This is a genomic window from Pseudomonas sp. Irchel s3b5 (assembly GCF_900187435.1).
Classification (GTDB): Bacteria; Pseudomonadota; Gammaproteobacteria; order Pseudomonadales; family Pseudomonadaceae; genus Aquipseudomonas.
In genome coordinates this window covers 209,720-232,065 of the sequence record NZ_FYDY01000009.1, presented here as the reverse complement: position 1 = coordinate 232,065, position 22,346 = coordinate 209,720, and the positions used below count along the sequence as shown (strand labels likewise).

General features: G+C 60.0%; 18 protein-coding genes, 1 tRNA gene and 1 pseudogene. 15 read left to right on the top strand and 5 right to left on the bottom strand.

Annotation, left to right across the window (positions count from 1 at the left end):
- The first annotated feature begins 273 nt into the window (after positions 1-273).
- The gene (locus CKW15_RS13355; protein WP_095061782.1) at positions 274-1,620 is read left to right on the top strand and encodes a CoA transferase; all 1,347 of its coding nucleotides are present in this window, start codon (positions 274-276) and stop codon (positions 1,618-1,620) included.
- 123 nt (positions 1,621-1,743) lie between these two features.
- On the opposite strand, the pseudogene CKW15_RS29060 reads toward CKW15_RS13355, so the two are convergent.
- Positions 1,744-1,862, bottom strand: a pseudogene (locus CKW15_RS29060) (DNA-3-methyladenine glycosylase 2 family protein); the annotation flags it as partial.
- A gap of 6 nt (positions 1,863-1,868) precedes the next feature.
- Complete coding sequence (gene arcD, locus CKW15_RS13345; RefSeq protein ID WP_095061358.1) at positions 1,869-3,296, bottom strand: arginine-ornithine antiporter; 1,428 nt, start codon at positions 3,294-3,296, stop codon at positions 1,869-1,871.
- A gap of 392 nt (positions 3,297-3,688) precedes the next feature.
- Here arcD (CKW15_RS13345) and arcD (CKW15_RS13340) point away from each other — a divergent pair, with 392 nt between their 5' ends.
- The 12 genes from arcD (CKW15_RS13340) to CKW15_RS13285 all read left to right on the top strand — a co-directional run bounded on the left by arcD (CKW15_RS13340) (position 3,689) and on the right by CKW15_RS13285 (position 18,264).
- Entirely contained in the window at positions 3,689-5,116 is a 1,428-nt protein-coding gene (arcD, locus tag CKW15_RS13340; protein ID WP_095061356.1) for an arginine-ornithine antiporter, read from the top strand.
- Between the two features lie 32 nt (positions 5,117-5,148).
- Positions 5,149-6,399, top strand: coding sequence for an arginine deiminase (gene arcA, locus CKW15_RS13335; protein WP_095061354.1), 1,251 nt, complete (start codon positions 5,149-5,151; stop codon positions 6,397-6,399).
- 68 nt (positions 6,400-6,467) lie between these two features.
- Positions 6,468-7,478: an ornithine carbamoyltransferase gene (locus tag CKW15_RS13330; RefSeq protein WP_095061352.1), complete on the top strand. Its 1,011-nt coding sequence runs from the start codon at positions 6,468-6,470 to the stop codon at positions 7,476-7,478.
- A 165-nt stretch (positions 7,479-7,643) separates the two neighbouring features.
- A complete protein-coding gene (arcC, locus tag CKW15_RS13325; protein ID WP_095061350.1) occupies positions 7,644-8,573 on the top strand; it encodes a carbamate kinase in 930 nt (309 codons plus the stop codon).
- A gap of 12 nt (positions 8,574-8,585) precedes the next feature.
- Positions 8,586-8,948 carry a DUF5064 family protein gene (locus CKW15_RS13320; RefSeq protein WP_095061348.1) on the top strand — a complete coding sequence of 121 codons (363 nt, stop codon included), beginning with the start codon at positions 8,586-8,588 and terminating at the stop codon, positions 8,946-8,948.
- 186 nt (positions 8,949-9,134) lie between these two features.
- Positions 9,135-10,643 (top strand): sigma-54-dependent transcriptional regulator, encoded by a 1,509-nt coding sequence (locus CKW15_RS13315; protein WP_095061346.1) that lies wholly within the window; start codon positions 9,135-9,137, stop codon positions 10,641-10,643.
- Between the two features lie 415 nt (positions 10,644-11,058).
- Positions 11,059-11,442: a glycine cleavage system protein GcvH gene (gcvH, locus tag CKW15_RS13310; protein ID WP_008047373.1), complete on the top strand. Its 384-nt coding sequence runs from the start codon at positions 11,059-11,061 to the stop codon at positions 11,440-11,442.
- 11 nt (positions 11,443-11,453) lie between these two features.
- A complete protein-coding gene (gene gcvP / locus CKW15_RS13305) occupies positions 11,454-14,321 on the top strand; it encodes an aminomethyl-transferring glycine dehydrogenase (RefSeq protein ID WP_095061343.1) in 2,868 nt (955 codons plus the stop codon).
- 203 nt (positions 14,322-14,524) lie between these two features.
- On the top strand, positions 14,525-15,901 hold the full coding sequence (locus CKW15_RS13300; protein ID WP_095061341.1) for an L-serine ammonia-lyase: 1,377 nt from the start codon (positions 14,525-14,527) through the stop codon (positions 15,899-15,901).
- Positions 15,902-15,937: 36 nt separating this feature from the next.
- A complete protein-coding gene (gene gcvT / locus CKW15_RS13295; protein WP_095061340.1) occupies positions 15,938-17,062 on the top strand; it encodes a glycine cleavage system aminomethyltransferase GcvT in 1,125 nt (374 codons plus the stop codon).
- 404 nt (positions 17,063-17,466) lie between these two features.
- Positions 17,467-17,679 carry a cold-shock protein gene (locus tag CKW15_RS13290; protein ID WP_007977299.1) on the top strand — a complete coding sequence of 71 codons (213 nt, stop codon included), beginning with the start codon at positions 17,467-17,469 and terminating at the stop codon, positions 17,677-17,679.
- Between the two features lie 96 nt (positions 17,680-17,775).
- Positions 17,776-18,264, top strand: a complete 489-nt coding sequence (locus tag CKW15_RS13285; protein ID WP_095061338.1) for an RDD family protein — start codon at positions 17,776-17,778, stop codon at positions 18,262-18,264.
- A 90-nt stretch (positions 18,265-18,354) separates the two neighbouring features.
- Here the strand turns inward: CKW15_RS13285 and nadA are convergent, their stop codons facing one another.
- The gene (gene nadA, locus CKW15_RS13280; RefSeq protein ID WP_095061336.1) at positions 18,355-19,413 is read right to left on the bottom strand and encodes a quinolinate synthase NadA; all 1,059 of its coding nucleotides are present in this window, start codon (positions 19,411-19,413) and stop codon (positions 18,355-18,357) included.
- A 411-nt stretch (positions 19,414-19,824) separates the two neighbouring features.
- On the opposite strand from nadA, the gene CKW15_RS13275 reads away from it, so the two are divergent.
- A complete protein-coding gene (locus CKW15_RS13275) occupies positions 19,825-21,012 on the top strand; it encodes a cyanate transporter (protein ID WP_095061334.1) in 1,188 nt (395 codons plus the stop codon).
- 202 nt (positions 21,013-21,214) lie between these two features.
- Positions 21,215-21,397: a hypothetical protein gene (locus CKW15_RS13270; RefSeq protein ID WP_159953399.1), complete on the top strand. Its 183-nt coding sequence runs from the start codon at positions 21,215-21,217 to the stop codon at positions 21,395-21,397.
- Between the two features lie 116 nt (positions 21,398-21,513).
- On the opposite strand, the gene CKW15_RS13265 is transcribed toward CKW15_RS13270, so the two are convergent.
- Positions 21,514-21,589: transfer RNA gene (locus CKW15_RS13265), tRNA-Lys, on the bottom strand.
- Positions 21,590-21,652: 63 nt separating this feature from the next.
- Entirely contained in the window at positions 21,653-22,345 is a 693-nt protein-coding gene (queC, locus tag CKW15_RS13260; RefSeq protein WP_053155344.1) for a 7-cyano-7-deazaguanine synthase QueC, read from the bottom strand.
- Position 22,346 lies beyond the last annotated feature (1 nt).

The window sequence follows — 22,346 nt, the reverse complement described above, 5'->3', positions numbered from 1 at the left end:
GTGAGCTCAACCAATGTTGGCCAGAAGCCAAAGATGGCTTCCTCGAATAGGCCTTATACATAGATGCAACCGGGTAGCAGTGTTTAAAAAGCAGGTAGACAGTGGGGGCGAGTCCATACATAGGAGCGAGCCTGCTCGCGATAGCTGACTGACCTGCAATGCAGATGTCACCTGATCCACCGCTATCGCGAGCAAGCTCGCTCCTACAGGGGGATTTCATCTGGCCTTTAAAGTTTTTGATTTAATATCTGGCTCTCTCCCGGAGGGCCTTCGATGACTGATCTGCTCACGCCCATTCAAGTCGCACTCGGCTTGCCCCACACCCCGATCCCATTCACCTCCCGCGGCGCCTTGCCCTCGGCGTTCGCCGTCACCGACCTGGCCTGTGCCAGCATCGCCGTTGCCGGCCAGGCTGTCAGCGAACTGCTGCACCAGCAAACCGGACGCCTGCCCAACCTTGAAGTCGACCGACGCCTGGCGTCGTTCTGGTTCTCGACATCGATCCGCCCGACAGGTTGGAGCCTCCCACCGATGTGGGACCCGGTCGCCGGTGACTACGCCGCGCGCGATGGCTGGATTCGCCTGCACACCAACGCCCCCCATCACCGTGCGGCGGCGGAACGCGTGCTCGGCGTCTGCGCCGACCGAGCAGCGATGGCAGGCAAAGTCGCGCAATGGACCAAAAACGATCTGGAGCAGGCTGTCGTCGAGGCCGGTGGCTGTGCCGCAGAAATGTACAACCGAGATCAATGGCACGCACACCCACAAGGCATGGCAGTCAACGCTGAACCGTTGATTCAGTTCACACGCAACCACAGCCAATGCGTCAAGCCATGGCAAGGCTCGGTTGCCCGACCGTTGGCCGGCATCAAGGTGCTGGATTTGACCCGAGTGTTGGCGGGGCCCATTGCCAGTCGGTTTCTGGCCGGTCTCGGCGCCGACGTGTTGCGCATCGACCCGCCGACATGGGATGAGCCAGGCGTCGTGCCCGAAGTCACCCTGGGCAAGCGCTGTGCGCGTCTCGACCTTCACGACAAGGCGGATCGCGCCGTGTTCGAAGCCTTGCTCAAAGACGCCGACATTGTGCTCCACGGCTACCGCGCCGATGCGCTGGAGCGCCTTGGGTATGGCGCGGTTTACCGGCAGCAGTTAAGCCCAAGTCTGATCGACGTCTGCCTCAATGCCTACGGCTGGAGCGGTCCGTGGCTGCACCGGCGCGGTTTCGACAGCCTGGTGCAGATGAGCACAGGCATTGCGCAGGCGGGCATGACCTGGAAGCAGGCGGACAAGCCGACGCCATTACCGGTGCAGGCCCTCGATCACGCCACCGGGTATCTGATGGCGGCCAGTGCGATCCGCTTGCTGGCCGAATGTTTGAGCGGCGGCGTTGGCGGGGCGGCGCGATTGTCTTTGGCGCGAACGGCGAAGTTGTTGATCGAGGCCGGGGCCGGGTCCGATGAGCCGTTGCGGAATGAGGATCAAAAGGATCAGGCAATGGAGATCGAGCAGACGCCGTGGGGGCCGGCGCATCGCTTGCGGGTTCCGCTGAAGATCAATGGGACGCCGTTGCAGTGGTCATTGCCGGCGACGCAATTGGGTTCTCATCGCGCTCAGTGGTGATGCCCGAATAGTCTTCGCCGGCAAGCCGGCTCCCACAGTTGTCCGCACACGTCCCGCGTTTAATTGTAGGAGCTGGCTTGCCAGCGAAAGCGCCTGACCGTTCACCACAGATCCGGAATCAGCTCAATCCTCCCGACTCAACGCGGTCCACAACAACTGCGTCGCATACCCCGATAAGGCCGCCACGCCTCGGCACGCGACAACAGCTGTCGAGCCGTCACCGACCCACCTTCCAGCGCCGCACAATTTCATAGACTCAGTAACCCGCTGTACAACCCATACGCTGCCAACCCGGCCCCGCTGATGACGCAGGCAAAAATGCCCTTCTCTGCGAGCGTGAACAGTGGCTTGCCTTGCTCATGCCGGGCTTTGGCAAACAGGATCACGCCGGGCGCATACAGCAATGCCGAGAGCAGCAGATATTTCAAGCCACCGGCGTACAACAACCACACCGCGTAACCCAGGGCGATACCGGCGATCAACAGATCCTTGGATCGCTCAGCCGGTGAGTTTTCGTAGGTTTCGCCGCGCCCGCTCAACAACACCGCATACGCCGCCGACCACAGATACGGCACCAGGATCATCGACGAGGCGAGGTAGATCAGGCTGGTGTAGGTGCCGGCGGAAAACAGCGTGATCAGCAAAAACAGCTGGATCATCAGGTTGGTCATCCACAGCGCATTGACCGGCACATGGTTGGCGTTTTCCTTGGTCAGAAACGCCGGCATGGTCTTGTCTTTGGCCGTGACAAAGAGGATCTCGGCGCACAGCAGCGCCCAGGACAACAAGGCGCCGAGCAACGAGATCGCGAGGCCGACGCTGATCAGCAACGCCCCCCATCGACCGACGATATGTTCCAGCACCGAGGCCAGTGACGGGTTCTGCAACTTGGCCAGTTCCGGCTGAGTCATGATCCCCAGCGACAACACGTTCACCAGCACCAACAGCGCCAGCACCCCGAGAAACCCGATGACCGTTGCCCGGCCTACGTCCGAGCGTTTCTCCGCGCGCGCCGAATACACACTGGCGCCTTCGATGCCGATAAACACGAACACGGTGACCAGCATCATGTGCCGCACCTGGTCCATTACGCTGCCGAACTGCGGATTGCCATGCCCCCAGATGTCCCGGGTAAAGATGTCAGCCTTGAACGCCACGGCGGCGATCACGATGAACATGATCAGCGGCACGATCTTGGCCACCGTGGTCACCAGGTTGATGAGCGCCGCCTCCTTGATCCCGCGCAGCACCACAAAATGCACGGTCCACAACAACACCGAAGCGCAGCCGATGGCGATGGGGGTGTTACCCTGCCCAAACACCGGAACGAAGTAGCCGAGGGTGCTGAACAGCAGGACAAAGTAGCCAACGTTACCCAGCCAGGCGCTGATCCAGTAACCCCACGCCGACGAAAACCCCATGTAGTCGCCGAACCCGGCCTTGGCGTAGGCGTACACACCGGAATCCAGTTCGGGCTTGCGATTGGCCAGGGTCTGGAACACGAACGCCAGCGTCAGCATGCCCACGGCCGTGATCGCCCAACCGATCATGATGGCACCGGCATCGGCCTGAACCGCCATGTTCTGCGGCAGGGAAAAGATCCCGCCGCCGATCATCGATCCCACCACCAGCGCGATCAGTGCGTTCAGGCGAAGTTTTTGCGGCGCTTGCGACATGGCTGCGTCTCCGGGAGGCAACAGGGTGCGTATCCAAATGAGTGAAGCGTAATAACGATTATTGAATAACGCCAACCAGCCGCCTATTTACACGCACAAAACGGCTATATAACCATCGACGACAATCGTTTTACTTACAACTTTCTTATTAAAAGAATATTTCACAAAAGACATTTACAAAAAATTGCGCAACAGAACTATCGCGATAACTCAAACCCAATAAAAACACTATCCGATAAATGCGAAAAAGGCTCTGGAATGCGGATTACAGACAAATCGTAATGGCACTCTGCCGATAATTACTGAATACACCAATGCACTGATCCACGTCAGTTAATTTAATAACCATCAGACTTAGCCTTTCCACTCTTCCCCTGCATTGGTGCCATGCAATGTCTGCATCCCCCGGAAAACTGAAACTCGGCGCATTGGTTGCGCTGGTTGTTGGTTCAATGATTGGTGGCGGGATCTTTTCCCTGCCGCAAAACATGGCCGCCAGTGCCGATGTCGGCGCCATTCTGATCGGTTGGGCCATTACGGCCGTCGGTATGCTCACCCTCGCCTTTGTGTTCCAGACACTGGCCAATCGCAAACCCAATCTCGACGGCGGGGTCTACGCCTACGCCAAGGCCGGGTTTGGCGACTACATGGGTTTCTCGTCGGCGTGGGGCTACTGGATCAGTGCCTGGCTGGGCAACGTCGGCTATTTCGTCCTGTTGTTCAGCACCCTGGGCTACTTCTTCCCGATTTTCGGGGAGGGTAATACGCCAGCGGCGGTGATCGGTGCGTCGGTGCTGCTCTGGGCGGTGCACTTCCTGGTGCTGCGCGGCATCAAGGAAGCGGCGTTCATCAACCTGGTGACCACGGTCGCCAAGATCGTGCCGCTGGTGCTGTTCGTGCTGATCGCGGTGTTCGCCTTCAAACTGGACATCTTCACCGCCGACATCTGGGGCTTCAAGAACCCGGACCTGGGCAGCGTGATGGACCAGGTGCGCAAAATGATGCTGGTCACCGTGTGGGTGTTCATCGGCATCGAAGGTGCGAGCATCTTCTCGGCCCGGGCGGAGAAACGCAGCGACGTGGGTAAAGCCACGGTCATCGGCTTCGTCACCGTGCTGCTGTTCCTGGTGCTGGTGAACGTGCTGTCGCTGGGGATCATGACTCAGCCGGAACTGGCCAAGTTGCAGAACCCGTCGATGGCTGCGGTGCTGGAACATGTGGTCGGTCACTGGGGCGCGGTGCTGATCAGCGTCGGCTTGATCATCTCGCTGCTCGGGGCGTTGCTGTCGTGGGTGCTGCTGTGTGCGGAGATCATGTTCGCCGCCGCCAAGGACCACACCATGCCGGCCTTCCTGCGCAAGGAAAACGCCAACCACGTACCGGTCAATGCCTTGTGGCTGACCAACGCCATGGTGCAGATCTTCCTGGTGATCACGCTGTTTTCGGCCAGCACCTACCTGTCGCTGATCTACCTCGCCACGTCGATGATTCTGGTGCCTTACCTGTGGTCGGCGGCCTACGCCCTGCTGTTGGCGGTGCGCGGTGAAACCTACGAAGGCGCGCTGGCCGCACGCAAGAAAGACCTGTTCATCGGCGCCGCGGCCCTGATCTACGCGGTCTGGCTGATCTACGCCGGCGGCATCAAGTACCTGCTGCTCTCGGCCCTGCTCTATGCCCCCGGCGTGATCCTGTTCGCCAAGGCCAAGTTTGAAATGAACAAACCGGTTTTCACCAACATCGAGAAGCTGATTTTCGCCGCAGTGGTCGCGGGCGCCCTGGTGGCGGCCTACGGACTCTACGACGGCTTCCTGACCCTGTAACACACGTCTTTGTCATCTGGAGGAACACTGCAATGACCATGGAAAAGTACGGCGTACATTCCGAGGCAGGCAAACTGCGCAAAGTCATGGTTTGCTCGCCAGGGCTAGCCCATCAGCGGCTGACCCCGAACAACTGCGACGAACTGCTGTTCGATGACGTGCTGTGGGTGGCCCAGGCCAAGCGTGACCATTTCGACTTCGTCACCAAGATGCGTGAACGCAACATCGATGTGCTGGAAATGCACAACCTGTTGACCGACATCGTCGCCATTCCCGAAGCTTTGGACTGGATCCTGGAGCGCAAGATCACCGCCAATTCGGTGGGCCTGGGTCTGATCAATGAAACCGCTTCGTGGCTGCGCAGCCTGGAGCCGCGCAAGGTCGCCGACTACCTGATCGGTGGCGTTTCGGGCGACGATTTGCCGAGCAGTTTCGGTGGCAAGGCCATCGAGATGTACCGCGACTTTGTTGGCCACTCCAGCTTCATTCTGCCGCCGCTGCCCAACACCCAGTTCACCCGCGACACCACCTCCTGGATCTACGGCGGTGTCACGCTCAACCCGATGTACTGGCCGGCGCGCCGTCAGGAAACCCTGCTGGCCACCGCCATCTACAAGTTCCACCCCGAGTTCACCAACGCCGACTTCCAGATCTGGTACGGCGATCCAGACCTGGAGCACGGCCACTCCACGCTCGAAGGCGGTGATGTGATGCCGATCGGCAACGGCGTGGTGTTGATCGGCATGGGCGAGCGCTCGTCGCGCCAGGCCATTGCCCAACTGGCGGTGAACCTGTTCAAAAACAAGGCCGTGGAAAAAGTCATCGTCGCCGGCCTGCCGAAGTCCCGCGCAGCGATGCACCTGGACACCGTATTCAGCTTCTGCGATCGCGACCTGGTCACGATCTTCCCGGAAGTGGTGAACCAGATTGTCGCCTTCACCCTGCGTCCCGATGAAAGCAAAGCGGATGGCATCGATATTCGCCGCGAAGAAACCAGCTTCCTCGATACCGTCGCCCAGGCCCTTAACCTCAAGGCGCTGCGCGTGGTGGAAACCGGTGGCAACAGCTACGCCGCCGAACGCGAGCAATGGGACGACGGCAACAACGTGGTGGCTCTGGAGCCGGGCGTGGTTATCGGTTACGACCGCAACACCTACACCAACACCCTGCTGCGCAAGGCCGGTGTGGAAGTCATCACCATCAGCGCCGGCGAACTCGGCCGCGGACGGGGCGGTGGCCACTGCATGACCTGCCCGATCATCCGCGACCCGATCGACTACTAACCTGTTGACCTTGGCCGACGTGTATCCCGCGCGGCCAAGGGGATTACCCAAACCCAAGGAGATCCAAAATGGCGTTCAATATTCACAACCGCAATCTGCTGAGCCTGGAACACCACACCCCTCGCGAATTGCGCTACCTGCTCGACCTGTCCCGCGACCTCAAGCGCGCCAAGTACACCGGTACCGAACAGCAACACCTGAAGGGCAACAACATCGCCCTGATCTTCGAAAAGACCTCGACCCGCACCCGTTGCGCCTTCGAAGTCGCGGCCTATGACCAAGGCGCGAACGTCACCTACATCGACCCGAACTCTTCGCAGATCGGTCACAAGGAAAGCATGAAGGACACCGCCCGCGTGCTCGGGCGCATGTATGACGCCATCGAGTACCGTGGCTTCAAGCAGGAAATCGTCGAAGAGCTGGCCAAGTTCGCCGGCGTCCCGGTGTTCAACGGCCTGACCGATGAATACCACCCGACCCAAATGATCGCCGACGTGCTGACCATGCGCGAACACGCCGACAAGCCGATCCACGAGATCAGCTACGCGTACCTGGGCGATGCGCGCAACAACATGGGCAACTCGCTGCTGCTGATCGGCGCCAAACTCGGCATGGACGTGCGCATCTGCGCGCCGAAAGCCCTGTGGCCGGCGGACGATCTGGTGGCCCGCTGCAAACAGTACGGCGAAGAAAGCGGCGCTCGCATCACCCTCACCGAAGACCCGAAAGAAGCGGTCAAGGGCGTGGACTTCATCCACACCGACGTCTGGGTGTCGATGGGCGAACCGGTCGAAGCCTGGGCCGAGCGCATCCAGCAATTGCTGCCGTACCAGGTCAACGCCGACCTGATGAAAGCCACCGGCAACCCGCGCACCAAGTTCATGCACTGCCTGCCGGCCTTCCACAACTGCGACACCAAGATCGGCAAACAGATTGCCGAGCAGTACCCGTTCCTGAACAACGGCATCGAAGTGACCGATGACGTGTTCGAGTCGCCAGCCTGCATCGCCTTCGAGCAAGCGGAAAACCGCATGCACACGATCAAGGCGATTCTGGTGTCGACCCTGGCTGATCTGTAAGCCATACAGCTCCCACTGACACGACATGGTCACTGTGGGAGCTGGCTTGCCTGCGATAGCTACGCCTAGGTGTCTCTGACCGACCGCAGCGATCCTATCGCGAGCAAGCTTGCTCCTACAGGGGATCGAGTTGTTTGCCTTTCCTCTGTTTAGAAGGACTGCACCATGCGTATCGTCGTAGCCCTGGGCGGCAACGCCCTGCTCCGCCGTGGTGAACCCATGACCGCTGACAACCAGCGCGCCAACATCCGGATCGCCACCGAACAGATCGCCAAGATCCACCCCGGCAACCAACTGGTCATCGCCCACGGCAATGGCCCGCAGGTTGGTCTGCTGTCATTGCAGGCGGCGGCCTACACCTCGGTTTCGCCCTATCCGCTGGACGTGCTCGGTGCCGAGACCGAAGGCATGATCGGCTACATCATCGAACAGGAACTGGGCAACCTGCTGGACTTCGAAGTGCCGTTCGCCACCTTGTTGACCCAGGTCGAAGTCGACGCCAACGACCCGGCCTTCAAGAACCCCACCAAACCCATCGGCCCGGTCTACACCAAAGCCGAGGCCGAAGCGCTCGCCGCTGAAAAAGGCTGGGCCATCGCCCCGGACGGCGACAAATATCGCCGCGTGGTTGCCAGCCCGAGACCAAAACGCATCTTCGAAATACGTCCGATCAAGTGGCTGCTGGAAAAAAACAGCATCGTGATCTGCGCCGGTGGCGGCGGCATTCCCACCATGTACACGTCCCCCGGCAAACTGGAAGGCGTCGAGGCTGTCATCGACAAGGACTTGTGCTCTGCGCTGCTGGCCGAACAGCTGGAAGCCGATCTGCTGGTGATCGCCACCGACGTCAACGCGGCGTTCATCGACTTCGGCAAACCCACCCAGAAAGCCATCGCCCAGGCGCACCCCGATGAACTGGAAAAGCTCGGCTTCGCTGCCGGCTCCATGGGACCGAAGGTGCAGGCAGCTTGCGAATTTGCACGCCATACTGGAAAAATCGCAGTGATCGGCTCGCTGTCGGACATCGAATCGATCATTCTGGGCGTCGCGGGTACACGCATCAGCACCGCGACACGGGGCATTACTTACTTGTAGGGAGAGGTGTTTATGGCAACGTTTGATCCAGGTCACTTGCACATCGAGCGCCATGCGCTGAACAAGGATGATGTGAGCTACAACATCCACCTCGACTATGAAGTCAGCAAGAACCCCAAAGGGGAAAAAGGCATTCAGTTCACGATGCATGGCAGCATTCTGGGCAAGGAATTGAAGGAGCCCTTCTTTCTGCCCAAGGAAGAAGCCTACAACTTCGCCAGCAATGTGACGAAAATTGCCGAGAAACATGGCATTCCCAAGGAAAAAATCGCTATTGGTTCGACACACGAACATTACGACCTGATGTTCGAAGACATCCGCAAGCAACTGAATATGAAATCCGGTGACCCGATAGACCTCGAGAAATTCGAGTAAGCCCTATCCCTTGTAGGAGCTGGCTTGCCAGCGATGAACGATAACGCGGTATTACTGACATACCGCACCGTCCGAATCGCCAGCAAGCCGGCTCCTACAGGTGCTGTACCTGACTGCGGATTTCACCTCTACCCCTTCACCAAGGCATACTTGCCACCCTCCGCACAGCAGAACCCGAAACCGTCCATGCGTATCCACGTCAGCTTCATCGACCGCGTCGGCATTACCCAGGAAGTCCTGGCCCTGCTCGGCGGGCGCAATCTCAACCTGGATGCGGTGGAAATGGTTCCGCCCAACGTCTACATCGACGCCCCGACCCTGAGCCCGCAAGTCCTCGAAGAACTGCGCGATGCGCTGTTCAGCGTGCGTGGCGTACAAGCTGTGACGGTCGTCGACATCCTGCCCGGTCAGCGTCGGCACTTGCAGCTCGATGCACTGCTCGCCGCCATGACCGACCCGGTGCTAGCGCTGGACAGCGACGGCAACGTGCTGCTGGCCAACCCCGCGTTGATCGCCCTGTACGGCCGCGAACCGGCCGGTGAAAGCATCGCCGAACTGTTTGCCGACCCGGCCTTGCTCGACGCCCTGCTCGAACAGGGCTTTCGCCTGCCGCTGCGGGAAATCACCGTCAACGGCCAGACCTTGCTGCTGGACGCCACGCCGATCACCGACGCCGGCGCCCTGCTGACCCTGTATCAACCCAACCGCATCGGCGAACGCCTGTCCGCGTTGCACCACGATCATGCTGAAGGGTTTGACGCGTTGCTTGGCGAATCCCCGGTCATCCGCACCCTCAAGGCGCGCGCCCAGCGGGTGGCGGCACTGGATGCGCCGCTGCTGATTCAGGGTGAAACCGGCACCGGTAAAGAACTGGTCGCCCGCGCCTGCCATGCCATCAGCGCCCGGCACAGCTCACCGTTTCTGGCATTGAACTGTGCGGCATTGCCGGAGAACCTCGCCGAAAGCGAACTGTTCGGCTATGCGCCCGGTGCTTTCACCGGTGCGCAACGGGGCGGCAAGCCGGGGCTGATGGAACTGGCCAACCAGGGCACGGTGTTTCTCGACGAGATCGGCGAAATGTCGCCGTACTTGCAGGCCAAGTTGCTGCGGTTTCTCAACGACGGCAGTTTTCGCCGGGTGGGCGGTGATCGTGAGGTGAAGGTCAACGTGCGAATCCTCAGCGCGACCCATCGCGACCTGGAAAAAATGGTCAGTGAAGGCCTGTTCCGCGAAGACCTGTTTTATCGCCTCAACGTGCTCAATGTCGAAGTCCCTCCCCTGCGCGAGCGCGGCCAGGACATTTTGCTGCTGGCCCGTTACTTCATGCAGCAGGCCTGCGCGCAGATCCAGCGACCGATCTGTCGCCTGGCACCGGGCACGTATCCGGCACTGCTGGGCAACCGCTGGCCAGGCAACGTGCGACAACTGCAGAACGTGATTTTTCGCGCCGCCGCGATTTGCGAAAGCAGCCTGGTGGACATTGGCGATCTCGACATCGCCGGCACCTCGGTCGCTCGCCAGGGCGACCACGAAGTCGACAGCCTAGAACAGGCCATGGACGAGTTTGAGAAAACCCTGCTGGAAAAACTGTACACCAGCTACCCCTCGACCCGACAACTCGCGACCCGACTACAAACTTCCCACACCGCGATTGCCCATCGGTTGCGCAAGTACGGAATTCCCGGCAAGGCCTGAAAAGTCTGATGAACACCGACCTGTAGGAGCCGGCTTGCTGGCGATGGCGTCTGCAAAATCGCGATCGCCAGCAAGCCGGCTCCTACAGGTCGTGAATGTCCATGCATCGGAAAATCACGTCTAAAAACGACCCCCACCTGTACTGAAAGCGCTACAGCGGAACGATATCGCTACACCACTCCCCGATCACGGCCCTGCAAGGCTTTGATCCACCTCGCCTTTTATCCGTGACATGTGGCGTATCGATTTCGCTACAACCATCGAAATCCCGCGACCGCTAAATTCATATAAATCATTGATTTAAATAGAAAAACAAACATTGGCCGCGATCTTGCTATGTAGTCCCTCATAACCAGGGCATTGCCCCAGCATTCAATCGCGTCCACCAGACGAGTCTGGCCCCTTAGGAGTTTCCATGAGCGAGTTGCGTTTTACTGAAGATCACGAATGGCTGCGCACCGAAGCTGACGGCAGCGTCACAGTCGGCATCACCGCTTTCGCACAAAACGCCTTAGGCGACGTGGTTTTCGTACAACTGCCTGAGCTGCAGTCCTACGACAAAGGCGCCGAAGCCGCCACCGTGGAATCCGTAAAGGCTGCCAGCGGCGTGTACATGCCGCTCGACGGCGAAGTGCTGGAAGTGAACCCGGCGCTGGACAGCAGCCCTGAACTGGTCAACGAAGATCCGCTGGGCGAAGGCTGGTTCTTCCGCTTCCAGCCAAGCGACGCCTCGGCAGTCGCCCAACTGCTGGATCAGGACGCCTACGACCGCCTGATCAAAGCCCAAGCCGAAGCCTGAGGAGCACAGACATGACTGAAGTGAATCCTGCTGTTGTAAATGTAAGTACCGCCAACGAATTCATCGCCCGTCACATCGGCCCGCGTGCCGGCGACGAGCAAGCCATGCTCAACAGCCTCGGCTTCGACTCCCTGGAAGCCCTGAGCGCCAGCGTCATTCCCGACAGCATCAAAGGCACCAGCGTCCTCGGCCTGGAAGACGGCCTGAGCGAAGCCGATGCCCTGGCTCTGATCAAGTCCATCGCCAGCAAGAACCAGCTGTTCAAGACCCACATCGGCCAGGGTTACTACGGCACCCACACGCCTTCGCCGATCCTGCGCAACCTGCTGGAAAACCCGGCCTGGTACACCGCTTACACCCCGTACCAGCCAGAAATTTCCCAGGGCCGTCTCGAAGCGCTGCTGAACTTCCAGACCCTGATCAGCGACCTCACCGGCCTGCCGATCGCCAACGCTTCCTTGCTCGACGAAGCCACCGCTGCTGCCGAAGCCATGACCTTCTGCAAACGCCTGAGCAAGAACAAGGGCAGCCACCAATTCTTCGCTTCCGCGCATTGCCACCCGCAAACCCTCGACGTACTGCGCACCCGTGCCGAGCCACTGGGCATCGACGTGGTGGTTGGCGACGAGCGTGAGCTGACCGACGTCAGCGCGTTCTTCGGCGCCCTGCTGCAATACCCGGCGAGCAACGGTGACGTGTTCGACTACCGCGAACTGACCGAACGCTTCCACGCTGCCAACGCTCTGGTCGCCGTAGCCGCTGATCTGCTGGCCCTGACCGTGCTGACCCCGCCAGGTGAATTCGGCGCCGACGTGGCCATCGGCAGCGCGCAACGCTTCGGCGTGCCGCTGGGCTTTGGTGGCCCGCACGCTGCTTACTTCTCCACCAAAGATGCGTTCAAGCGCGACATGCCGGGCCGTCTGGTCGGCGTGTCCGTGGACCGTTTCGGCAAGCCGGCCCTGCGCCTGGCCATGCAGACTCGTGAACAACACATCCGCCGCGAGAAAGCCACGTCCAACATCTGCACCGCGCAAGTGCTGCTGGCCAACATCGCCAGCATGTACGCCGTGTACCACGGCCCGAAAGGCCTGACTCAGATCGCCAACCGCGTGCATCACCTGACCGCGATCCTGGCCAAGGGTTTGAACGCGCTGGGCTTGAACGTTGAACAAGAAAACTTCTTCGACACCCTGACCCTGGCCACTGGCGCCAACACCGCCAAGCTGCACGAAAAGGCCCGCACCCAGCAGATCAACCTGCGCGTGGTCGACGCCGAACGCCTGGGTCTGTCCCTCGACGAAACCACCACCCAGGCCGACGTTGAAACCCTGTGGGGCATCTTCGCCGACGGTAAAGCACTGCCAGATTTCGCCGCCCTTGCCGCTTCGGTGGTCAGCACGATCCCGGCCGCGCTGGTGCGTCAATCGCCGATCCTCAGCCACCCGGTGTTCAACCGTTACCACTCGGAAACCGAGCTGATGCGCTACCTGCGCAAGCTCGCCGACAAAGACCTGGCCCTGGACCGCACCATGATCCCGCTGGGTTCGTGCACCATGAAACTCAACGCCGCCAGCGAAATGATCCCGGTGACCTGGGCCGAATTCGGCGCCCTGCACCCGTTCGCCCCGGCCGAGCAAAGCGCCGGCTACCAGCAACTGACCGATGAACTGGAAGCGATGCTCTGCGCCGCCACCGGTTACGACTCGATCTCGCTGCAACCGAACGCCGGTTCCCAGGGTGAGTACGCCGGTCTGCTGGCTATTCGTGCTTACCACCAGAGCCGTGGCGAAGACCGTCGCGACATCTGCCTGATCCCGTCGTCGGCCCACGGCACCAACCCGGCCACCGCACAAATGGCTGGCATGCGCGTCGTCGTTACCGCGTGCGATGCCCGTGGCAACGTTGATATCGAAGACCTGCGCGCCAAGGCCATCGAGCACCGCGAACACCTCGCTGCTTTGATGATCACTTACCCGTCGACCCACGGCGTGTTCGAAGAAGGCATCCGCGAAATCTGCGGCATCATTCATGACAACGGCGGCCAGGTGTACATCGACGGCGCCAACATGAACGCGATGGTCGGCCTCTGCGCACCGGGCAAGTTCGGCGGCGACGTCTCGCACCTGAACCTGCACAAGACCTTCTGCATCCCACACGGCGGTGGCGGCCCGGGCGTCGGCCCGATCGGCGTGAAATCGCACCTGACTCCGTTCCTGCCGGGCCACGCCCAGATGGAGCGCAAGGAAGGCGCGGTCTGCGCAGCACCGTTCGGCAGCGCGAGCATTCTGCCGATCACCTGGATGTACATTCGTATGATGGGCGGCGCGGGTCTCAAGCGTGCTTCGCAGCTGGCGATCCTCAATGCCAACTACATTTCCCGTCGCCTCGAAGAGCACTATCCAGTGCTGTACACCGGCAGCAATGGCCTGGTGGCGCACGAGTGCATTCTGGATCTGCGCCCACTGAAAGACAGCAGCGGCATCAGCGTCGATGACGTCGCCAAGCGTCTGATCGATTTCGGTTTCCACGCCCCGACCATGTCGTTCCCGGTGGCCGGCACGCTGATGATCGAGCCGACCGAAAGCGAATCCAAGGAAGAACTGGACCGCTTCTGCGACGCCATGATCCGCATCCGCGAAGAAATCCGCGCCGTGGAAAACGGTACCCTGGACAAAGAAGACAACCCACTGAAAAACGCTCCGCACACAGCGGCAGAGCTGGTCGGTGAGTGGTCCCACCCGTACAGCCGCGAGCAGGCCGTTTACCCGGTTGCCTCGCTGATCGAAGGCAAGTACTGGCCGCCGGTCGGTCGTGTCGACAACGTCTTCGGCGATCGCAACCTGGTCTGCGCCTGCCCGTCGATCGAAAGCTACGCTTAAACGAATGAGGGGCGGGTACGCTCGCCCCCCACTTTCAACAACACCGCATTCCCCTGTAGGAGCTGGCTTGCCAGCGATGAGGATGGATCAGCCTACATTTTTGTTGCCTGACACACCGTCATCGCTGGCAAGCCAGCTCCCCAAGGATTGCATCAAGCCTGACATTCCGCGAATTCCTATAACAAGAAACCGGAGAACAACTCATGTCGTTAAGCGTGTTCGACCTGTTCAAGATTGGCATCGGCCCCTCCAGCTCCCACACCGTCGGCCCGATGCGCGCCGCTGTGCGCTTCGTCGAAGGCTTGCGTCGCGAAAAGCTGCTTGAAGCCACCGCCTGCGTCAAAGTCGAGCTGTACGGCTCGCTCGGCGCTACCGGCAAAGGCCACGGCAGCGACAAGGCCGTGCTGCTGGGCCTTGAAGGCGAACACCCGGACACCGTCGACACCGAAACCGTCGCTGCGCGCCTGCACGAAATTCGCGCCAACGGGCGCTTGAACCTGCTCGGCGAACACAGCATTGCGTTCAACGAGAAAGAACACCTGGCGATGATTCGCAAACCGTTGGCCTATCACCCCAACGGCATGATCTTTCGTGCCTTCGACGCCGCTGGCCTGCAAATCCGCAGCCGCGAGTACTATTCGGTTGGCGGCGGTTTTGTCGTCGATGAAGACGCTGCCGGCGCCGACCGTATCGTCGAAGACGCCACACCCCTGACCTTCCCGTTCAAAAGCGCCAAGGATTTGCTCGGTCATTGCACCAAGTACGGGCTGTCGATCAGCCAGGTGATGCTGACCAATGAAAGCGCCTGGCGGCCGGAAGCGGAAACCCGCGCCGGCCTGTTGAAAATCTGGCAAGTAATGCAGGACTGCGTCGCTGCCGGTTGCCGCAACGAAGGCATCCTGCCCGGCGGCCTGAAGGTCAAACGACGGGCCGCCGCGCTGCACCGGCAACTGTGCAAGAACCCCGAATCAGCATTGCGCGACCCACTGTCAGTACTCGACTGGGTCAACCTCTACGCGCTGGCGGTCAACGAAGAAAACGCCAATGGCGGGCGCGTCGTGACCGCGCCGACCAATGGCGCCGCCGGGATCATTCCCGCCGTGCTGCATTACTACATGCGATTTATCCCCGGCTCGAACGACGACGGCGTCGTGCGCTTTCTGCTGACGGCTGCGGCCATCGGCATTCTGTACAAGGAAAACGCCTCGATCTCTGGCGCCGAAGTCGGCTGTCAGGGCGAAGTTGGCGTGGCGTGTTCGATGGCTGCGGGCGCTTTGTGCGAAGTCCTCGGCGGCACCGTACAGCAAGTGGAAAACGCCGCGGAAATCGGCATGGAACACAACCTCGGCCTGACCTGTGACCCGATTGGCGGGCTGGTGCAAGTGCCGTGTATCGAGCGCAACGCCATGGGCTCGGTCAAGGCCATCAATGCCGTGCGCATGGCCCTGCGCGGTGACGGGCAACACTTCGTCTCCCTCGACAAGGTCATCCGCACCATGCGCCAGACCGGCGCCGACATGAAAAGCAAATACAAGGAAACCGCCCGTGGCGGTTTGGCGGTCAACATTATCGAGTGCTGATGTGCGCTCATCTGCACAACTCTTCAGGAGCTGAATATGTCCACCGAACAACTGTTGAAAACCCCGTTGCACGCCCTGCATATCGAACTCGGCGCACGCATGGTGCCGTTCGCCGGCTACGACATGCCTGTGCAGTACCCGTTGGGCGTGATGAAAGAACACCAGCACACCCGCGATCAGGCCGGCCTGTTCGACGTCTCGCACATGGGCCAGATCCGCCTGACCGGCGCCGACGCCGCCAAGGCCCTGGAAACCCTGGTGCCGGTGGACATCATCGACCTGCCGGTGGGTATGCAGCGCTACGCCATGTTTACCAACGAGACGGGCGGCATCCTCGACGACCTGATGGTTGCCAACCTGGGTAACGACGAACTGTTCCTGGTGGTCAACGCCGCCTGCAAGGATCAAGACCTGGCGCACCTGCGCAAGCACATTGGCGAACAGTGCACCATTGAACCGCTGTTCGAAGAACGTGCCCTGCTGGCCCTGCAAGGCCCGGCCGCCGTCACCGTGCTGGCACGTCTGGCGCCTGACGTTGCGAAGATGACCTTCATGCAGTTCGCCCGCGTCAACCTGCTGGGCGTGGAGTGCTTTGTCAGCCGCTCCGGTTACACCGGTGAAGACGGTTTTGAAATCTCCGTACCGGCCGACAGCGCCGAAGCCCTGGCCCGTGCGCTGCTGGCCGAACCGGAAGTCGAGGCCATCGGCCTGGGTGCCCGCGACTCCCTGCGCCTTGAGGCGGGTTTGTGCCTGTACGGCCACGACATGAACACCGACACCACCCCCATCGAAGCGAGCCTGCTGTGGGCGATCTCCAAGCCACGTCGTGCCGATGGCGCGCGTGCCGGCGGCTTCCCTGGCGCTGAAAGCGTATTCGCCCAGCAACAAGGCGGTGTCAGCCGCAAGCGTGTTGGCCTGCTACCACAGGAACGCACCCCTGTGCGCGAAGGCGCCGAAATCGTCAACGAAGCCGGCGAGATCATTGGCAGCGTCTGCAGCGGCGGTTTCGGGCCGACGCTGGGTGGTCCACTTGCGATGGGTTACGTCGACAGCGCCTATGTCGCGCTGGACACGCCTGTTTGGGCGATTGTTCGTGGGAAAAAGGTGCCTTTGCTTGTAAGCAAAATGCCATTTGTTCCGCAACGCTACTATCGTGGCTGATTAACTGTTCCTATAAGTAACGCGGTTGCGTTAACAGTGCACTAATGTGTAACGCAGCCGCCATAAAACAGTGCACTGTATTAGCTCTAAGCTTCGATTATGAACTTTGCTTATAACGATCGAACACATTTGAACAACACAAGTGTATAAGGCACCCGGCGGACTGACTAAATGCCATCAAGCTGAGCAAATACGGGCCTTCTGCGGGGGCTTGTTTTTTCTCCCGTAGTTGGCGTAGAGTTTGTTCACTGTGTTTGCATGGGTCGCTTGGAATCGTGACCTGGGCAGTAGCCTACAAGTTAGCTACATCCCGTTCGACGTCTTCTTACTCTCCTGCAACCAGCCCCAGTACTCTTTCATGTGAAGGAGACTGTCACTAATTCTTGCGTCAAAGGAAATAAGAAATGTCCCAACGTCAGAGCGGTACCGTCAAGTGGTTTAACGACGAGAAAGGTTTTGGTTTTATCACTCCTGAAAGCGGTCCGGATCTGTTCGTACATTTCCGTGCCATCCAGGGCAACGGTTTCAAGAGCCTGAAAGAAGGCCAGAAAGTGACTTTCATCGCCGTGCAGGGCCAGAAAGGCATGCAGGCTGACGAAGTACAAGCAGAAGCCTAATCTTCTGTAACGAAAAAGCCCCTGATGCTGACATCAGGGGCTTTTTTGTGCGTGTAAATCCGTAAAATGGCTTTCTTTTTCCGCCGAGAGCCTGCCATGTCGAAACACCTGCTTACCCCCCAGGGCGATTTTCCCGCTGCGGGCCTGGGTCGTCGCCTGGCAGCGATGTTCTACGACTTCCTGCTGTGCACTGCCCTGCTGATCGTCACCAGCGGCATCTACAAGATGATTCAGATGGCGATCCTCGGCGAAGAAAAAATGCGCACCCTGACCGAAGCCGGGGCGCTGGACGGTGATCCTTTGCTCTCGACGGTCCTGCTGTTTGTGTTGTTTGGGTTCTTCGCCAAATTCTGGACGTACACCGGACAGACGCTGGGCATGCAGGTCTGGTGCATCCGTGTTCAGAATGCCGACGGCTCCTCCATCAGCCTGTGGCAGGCGTTACTGCGCTTTGTGGTGTCGATCGCCTCGCTGCTGTGCGTGGGCCTTGGATTCTTCTGGTCGCTGTTCGACAAGCAGAAGCGCAGCTGGCATGACATGTACTCCAATACCCAGCTGGTGCGGATTCCGAAGAAGACCAAGTAACGCCCACAAAAAAAGATCGCAGCCTTCGGCAGCTCCTACAGGGTCTCGTTTGCACCTGTAGGAGCTGCCGAAGGCTGCGATCTTTTGCTTTTAAGCGTTACCGGCCAGCTTCATCCGTGCAGCCTGAGTGAAATCCAGCATCCGCTTCAACGGTCGGATCGCCTGCGGAATCAGGGCCGGATCCACAAAGATCTCGTTCGTCCCTTCCTTCAAGCTCTTCAGCGTGCGCTCAAGGGTATTCATCGCCATCCATGGGCAATGCGCGCAACTGCGGCACGCGGCGCCGTTACCAGCCGTAGGCGCTTCGATAAAGACCTTGTCCGGGCACAGCTGCTGCATCTTGTAGAAGATGCCGCGGTCGGTCGCAACAATCAGCGTCTTGTTCGGCAGGCGCTGTGCCGCCGCGATCAACTGACTGGTCGAACCCACGGCGTCCGCCAGTTCGATGACCGAGGTCGGCGACTCCGGGTGCACCAGGATCGCTGCATCGGGATACAGCGCCTTCATGTCTTCGAGCTGCTTGGACTTGAACTCTTCGTGAACGATGCAGGCACCGTCCCACAGCAGCATGTCGGCACCGGTCTGGCGCTGAATGTAGGTGCCCAGGTGTTTGTCCGGGCCCCAGATAATGGTTTCGCCGTTGTCCATCAGGCTTTCGACGATCTCCAGCGCGCAGCTTGAAGTCACGACCCAGTCCGCCCGGGCTTTGACCGCCGCGGAGGTGTTGGCATACACCACCACCGTGCGCTCTGGATGCTGATCGCAGAACGCCGAAAACTCATCGACCGGGCAACCCAGGTCCAGCGAGCAGGTCGCCTCCAGGGTTGGCATCAGGATGCGTTTTTCAGGATTGAGGATCTTGGCCGTCTCGCCCATGAATTTCACGCCGGCGACGACCACGGTCTTGGCCGGGTGAGCATTACCGAAGCGAGCCATTTCCAGCGAGTCGGAAACGCAACCACCGGTTTCTTCGGCCAGAGCCTGAATCACCGGATCGCAATAGAAGTGTGCGACCAGCACCGCATCCTGAGCCTTGAGCTCGGCAGCGATGGCAGCGCGATAGTAAGCCTCTTCGTCAGCGGTCAGCGGCTTGGGCTGCTTGGCATCGAGGTGGGCTTGAACCAGAAGGCGTTCGGAAATCTGCGTCATGTTCGCAAGACCTGCAGGCGCATTCGCGCGAAAGTCGAGTATACACCCGGCTCCGGACCCTTCAGGGTACCGCCGGGAAAGTGAGTATTCATCAGGCACGGACAGCGTTGAAGCTGCGCAAGGCTACAGAATATCCGACGGATGCAAAAGATGATTCTGACCTGTGCCCCTGCAGGCGTACCACGACATACAGACCGAACACAAAAAACCGTGGCCACGCCCCGCGGATGCATGGGCTGCCAATACTCTATTGGCAAACAAAGCAGGCTCCTGGAGAAAGCCCGACAGAGCGGCGAGCCTTCAACGATTTGACACCGCATTTGATTTTTCAATAAGCCCCGCCAGTTTTCAGTTTGTCCAAAGCAGCGTACCGCCGCATAAATGATGCTTTGTTTTAGCCAAGGCTCTGTTATGGAAAACGTTCGAACCTCAAGCACCCACGCCGTCTGGCTGATGGTCAGCATCGTGTTGGTGGCGCTAAACCTGCGGCCCTCGATGGCTGCCGTCGGGCCGTTGCTGTCAGCCATTCGCAGCGAGGTCCCCCTGAGCTTCAGCACCGCCTCGCTGCTGACCATGTTGCCGGTCATGGCCATGGGCTTGGCCATGTTCCTGGGCATGCGCATCGCCCTGCGCATCGGTGAGCACCGCACCATTGTGTTGTCGCTGTTGATCATCGGTATCGCCACCGCCTCGCGCTTGTACCTGGACAGCGCCGCCGAACTGATTATCAGCGCGGTGTTGGCCGGGCTCGGCATCGCGCTGATCCAGGCGGTGATGCCGGCGCTGATCAAGTCGCGCTACGCCGACAACGTCTCGCTGTTCATGGGCCTGTATGTCACGTCGATCATGGGCGGGGCGGCGCTTGCCGCGTCGTTTTCGCCGCTTGTCCTGACCCAGACCGGCAGCTGGCGCATCGGCCTGGCGATCTGGGCACTGTTGGCGTTGGTCGCCTTGGGTTGCTGGTACGCCCAGCGCGCAGCCGTGACACCATTGCCCGAAGCCCCTGTTCGGCAGCAAGCGTCATTCTTCAGCAATTCTCGGGCTTGGCTGCTGGCGATTTTCTTCGGCCTGGGCACCGCCTCCTACACCTGTGTACTGGCCTGGCTGGCCCCGTACTACGTGGAAAAAGGTTGGAGTGAACAACACGCGGGCCTGCTGCTGGGGTTCCTTACGGCCATGGAAGTGCTCTCCGGCCTCGTCACCCCGGCAATTGCCAACCGCAGCCAGGATAAACGCGTGGTCCTCGCCGTGTTACTGGTCCTGATCATGGCCGGCTTCTGCGGCCTGATCCTCAGCCCGGAACGCTTCAGCCTGTTGTGGCCTTGCCTGTTGGGCCTGGGTATCGGCGGCCTGTTCCCGATGAGCTTGATCGTATCCCTCGACCACTTGGACAACCCGCGACGGGCCGGTGGCCTGGCCGCGTTCGTGCAAGGCATCGGCTACCTGATCGCCGGGCTTTCGCCATTGATTGCCGGGATGATCCGCGATCAGCTGGGCAGCTTCGAATGGGCCTGGTGGTCGCTCGCCGCCGTCATGGCGTTGATGCTCCTGATGGTCCTGCGCTTCAATCCCAAGCAATACGCGCGGCATATCAGCTAGTCGACGAAGACAGGCCACTGGCGCCCGGGGCTGCATTCGACGCAGCCCCGGTTTTGACAGTCCACCGATGACGGCAGACCGTTTTGTCCATCATGACGTTCCGACCCGCAACACAGGAATAAGACCTTGATGAAAAACGTCGGTTTTGCAGCCGCTCACTGGGGCATGCTCATTTGGGCGATGCTGATCGCCTCGTCGTTCTTTGCCTCGACGCATTCAGGCGCTGACCTGCGACGAGAACACGTTCAGCCATCGTCGACCACCGGCAGGTCTACCGAACTTCACGCTGGACATGATGTGGAGCGAAAAGCCGAGCCAGGACAGTGCCAACAGCTGGTTTCGCGCACAGATCATCAAGGTATGTGCCGAGGACGGCCTGCTTTAATCAGCCAAGAATCGCTCGAGTCGTCGAGCGGTTCAGGCCTGGCTCTTCATCAGGCAAAAAAAAACCCGGAAATCCTCACTTTCGTGGGCCTTCCGGATTTTCTAAACCGCCAAATATGGTGGGTCGTGTGGGATTCGAACCTACGACCAATTGGTTAAAAGCCAACTGCTCTACCAACTGAGCTAACGACCCGCTGTGTGGTGGCGCGTATAATACTGATTTTTAAGGACTATTCAACACCTATTTTGAAATAAATCAAAAATAAGGGGTTGGATCGCTGATTCCGGCTGCCGCGAAGCCTTCTGCACGCAGTCGGCAGCTGTCGCACTTGCCGCATGCGCGGCCGTTATCATCGGCCTGATAGCAGGAAACGGTCAGACCGTAATCCACGCCCAGTTTCACACCCGCCTGGACGATCTGCGCCTTGCTGAGGTTTTGCAGCGGTGCCTGGATGCGGAAACCATTGCCCTCGACACCGGCCTTGGTGGCCAGATTGGCCATGCGCTCGAAAGACTCGATGAACTCAGGACGGCAATCCGGGTAACCGGAGTAGTCCACCGCATTCACACCGATGAAGATGTCACGTGCGCCAAGCACTTCAGCCCAGCCCAACGCCAGAGACAGGAACACCGTGTTACGCGCTGGCACGTAAGTCACCGGAATGCCCTCACCCAACTCTTCTGGAATATCGATGCTGCTGTCCGTCAGTGCCGAACCGCCCATGCCGTTCAGGTTAAGGCCGATCACTTTGTGCTCGACTACACCCAGATCGCGAGCAACACGCGCCGCGGCGTGCAGTTCGGCATGGGAGCGCTGACCATAGTCGAAGCTCATGGTGTAGCAGCTGTAGCCTTCGGCGCGAGCCATGGCTACCACGGTGGCGGAATCCAGACCGCCAGACAGCAAGATGACCGCGCGTTTTTCGGTGGTGTTCAATTGATCAGTCATC

What these genes read in the sequence shown, in the direction of transcription:
- CKW15_RS13355 (WP_095061782.1), top strand. Translation starts at nt 274, where the DNA reads ATGACTGATCTGCTCACGCCCATTCAAGTCGCACTCGGCTTGCCCCAC.
- arcD (WP_095061358.1), bottom strand. Translation starts at nt 3,296, where the DNA reads ATGTCGCAAGCGCCGCAAAAACTTCGCCTGAACGCACTGATCGCGCTG.
- arcD (WP_095061356.1), top strand. Translation starts at nt 3,689, where the DNA reads ATGTCTGCATCCCCCGGAAAACTGAAACTCGGCGCATTGGTTGCGCTG.
- arcA (WP_095061354.1), top strand. Translation starts at nt 5,149, where the DNA reads ATGACCATGGAAAAGTACGGCGTACATTCCGAGGCAGGCAAACTGCGC.
- CKW15_RS13330 (WP_095061352.1), top strand. Translation starts at nt 6,468, where the DNA reads ATGGCGTTCAATATTCACAACCGCAATCTGCTGAGCCTGGAACACCAC.
- arcC (WP_095061350.1), top strand. Translation starts at nt 7,644, where the DNA reads ATGCGTATCGTCGTAGCCCTGGGCGGCAACGCCCTGCTCCGCCGTGGT.
- CKW15_RS13320 (WP_095061348.1), top strand. Translation starts at nt 8,586, where the DNA reads ATGGCAACGTTTGATCCAGGTCACTTGCACATCGAGCGCCATGCGCTG.
- CKW15_RS13315 (WP_095061346.1), top strand. Translation starts at nt 9,135, where the DNA reads ATGCGTATCCACGTCAGCTTCATCGACCGCGTCGGCATTACCCAGGAA.
- gcvH (WP_008047373.1), top strand. Translation starts at nt 11,059, where the DNA reads ATGAGCGAGTTGCGTTTTACTGAAGATCACGAATGGCTGCGCACCGAA.
- gcvP (WP_095061343.1), top strand. Translation starts at nt 11,454, where the DNA reads ATGACTGAAGTGAATCCTGCTGTTGTAAATGTAAGTACCGCCAACGAA.
- CKW15_RS13300 (WP_095061341.1), top strand. Translation starts at nt 14,525, where the DNA reads ATGTCGTTAAGCGTGTTCGACCTGTTCAAGATTGGCATCGGCCCCTCC.
- gcvT (WP_095061340.1), top strand. Translation starts at nt 15,938, where the DNA reads ATGTCCACCGAACAACTGTTGAAAACCCCGTTGCACGCCCTGCATATC.
- CKW15_RS13290 (WP_007977299.1), top strand. Translation starts at nt 17,467, where the DNA reads ATGTCCCAACGTCAGAGCGGTACCGTCAAGTGGTTTAACGACGAGAAA.
- CKW15_RS13285 (WP_095061338.1), top strand. Translation starts at nt 17,776, where the DNA reads ATGTCGAAACACCTGCTTACCCCCCAGGGCGATTTTCCCGCTGCGGGC.
- nadA (WP_095061336.1), bottom strand. Translation starts at nt 19,413, where the DNA reads ATGACGCAGATTTCCGAACGCCTTCTGGTTCAAGCCCACCTCGATGCC.
- CKW15_RS13275 (WP_095061334.1), top strand. Translation starts at nt 19,825, where the DNA reads ATGGAAAACGTTCGAACCTCAAGCACCCACGCCGTCTGGCTGATGGTC.
- queC (WP_053155344.1), bottom strand. Translation starts at nt 22,345, where the DNA reads ATGACTGATCAATTGAACACCACCGAAAAACGCGCGGTCATCTTGCTG.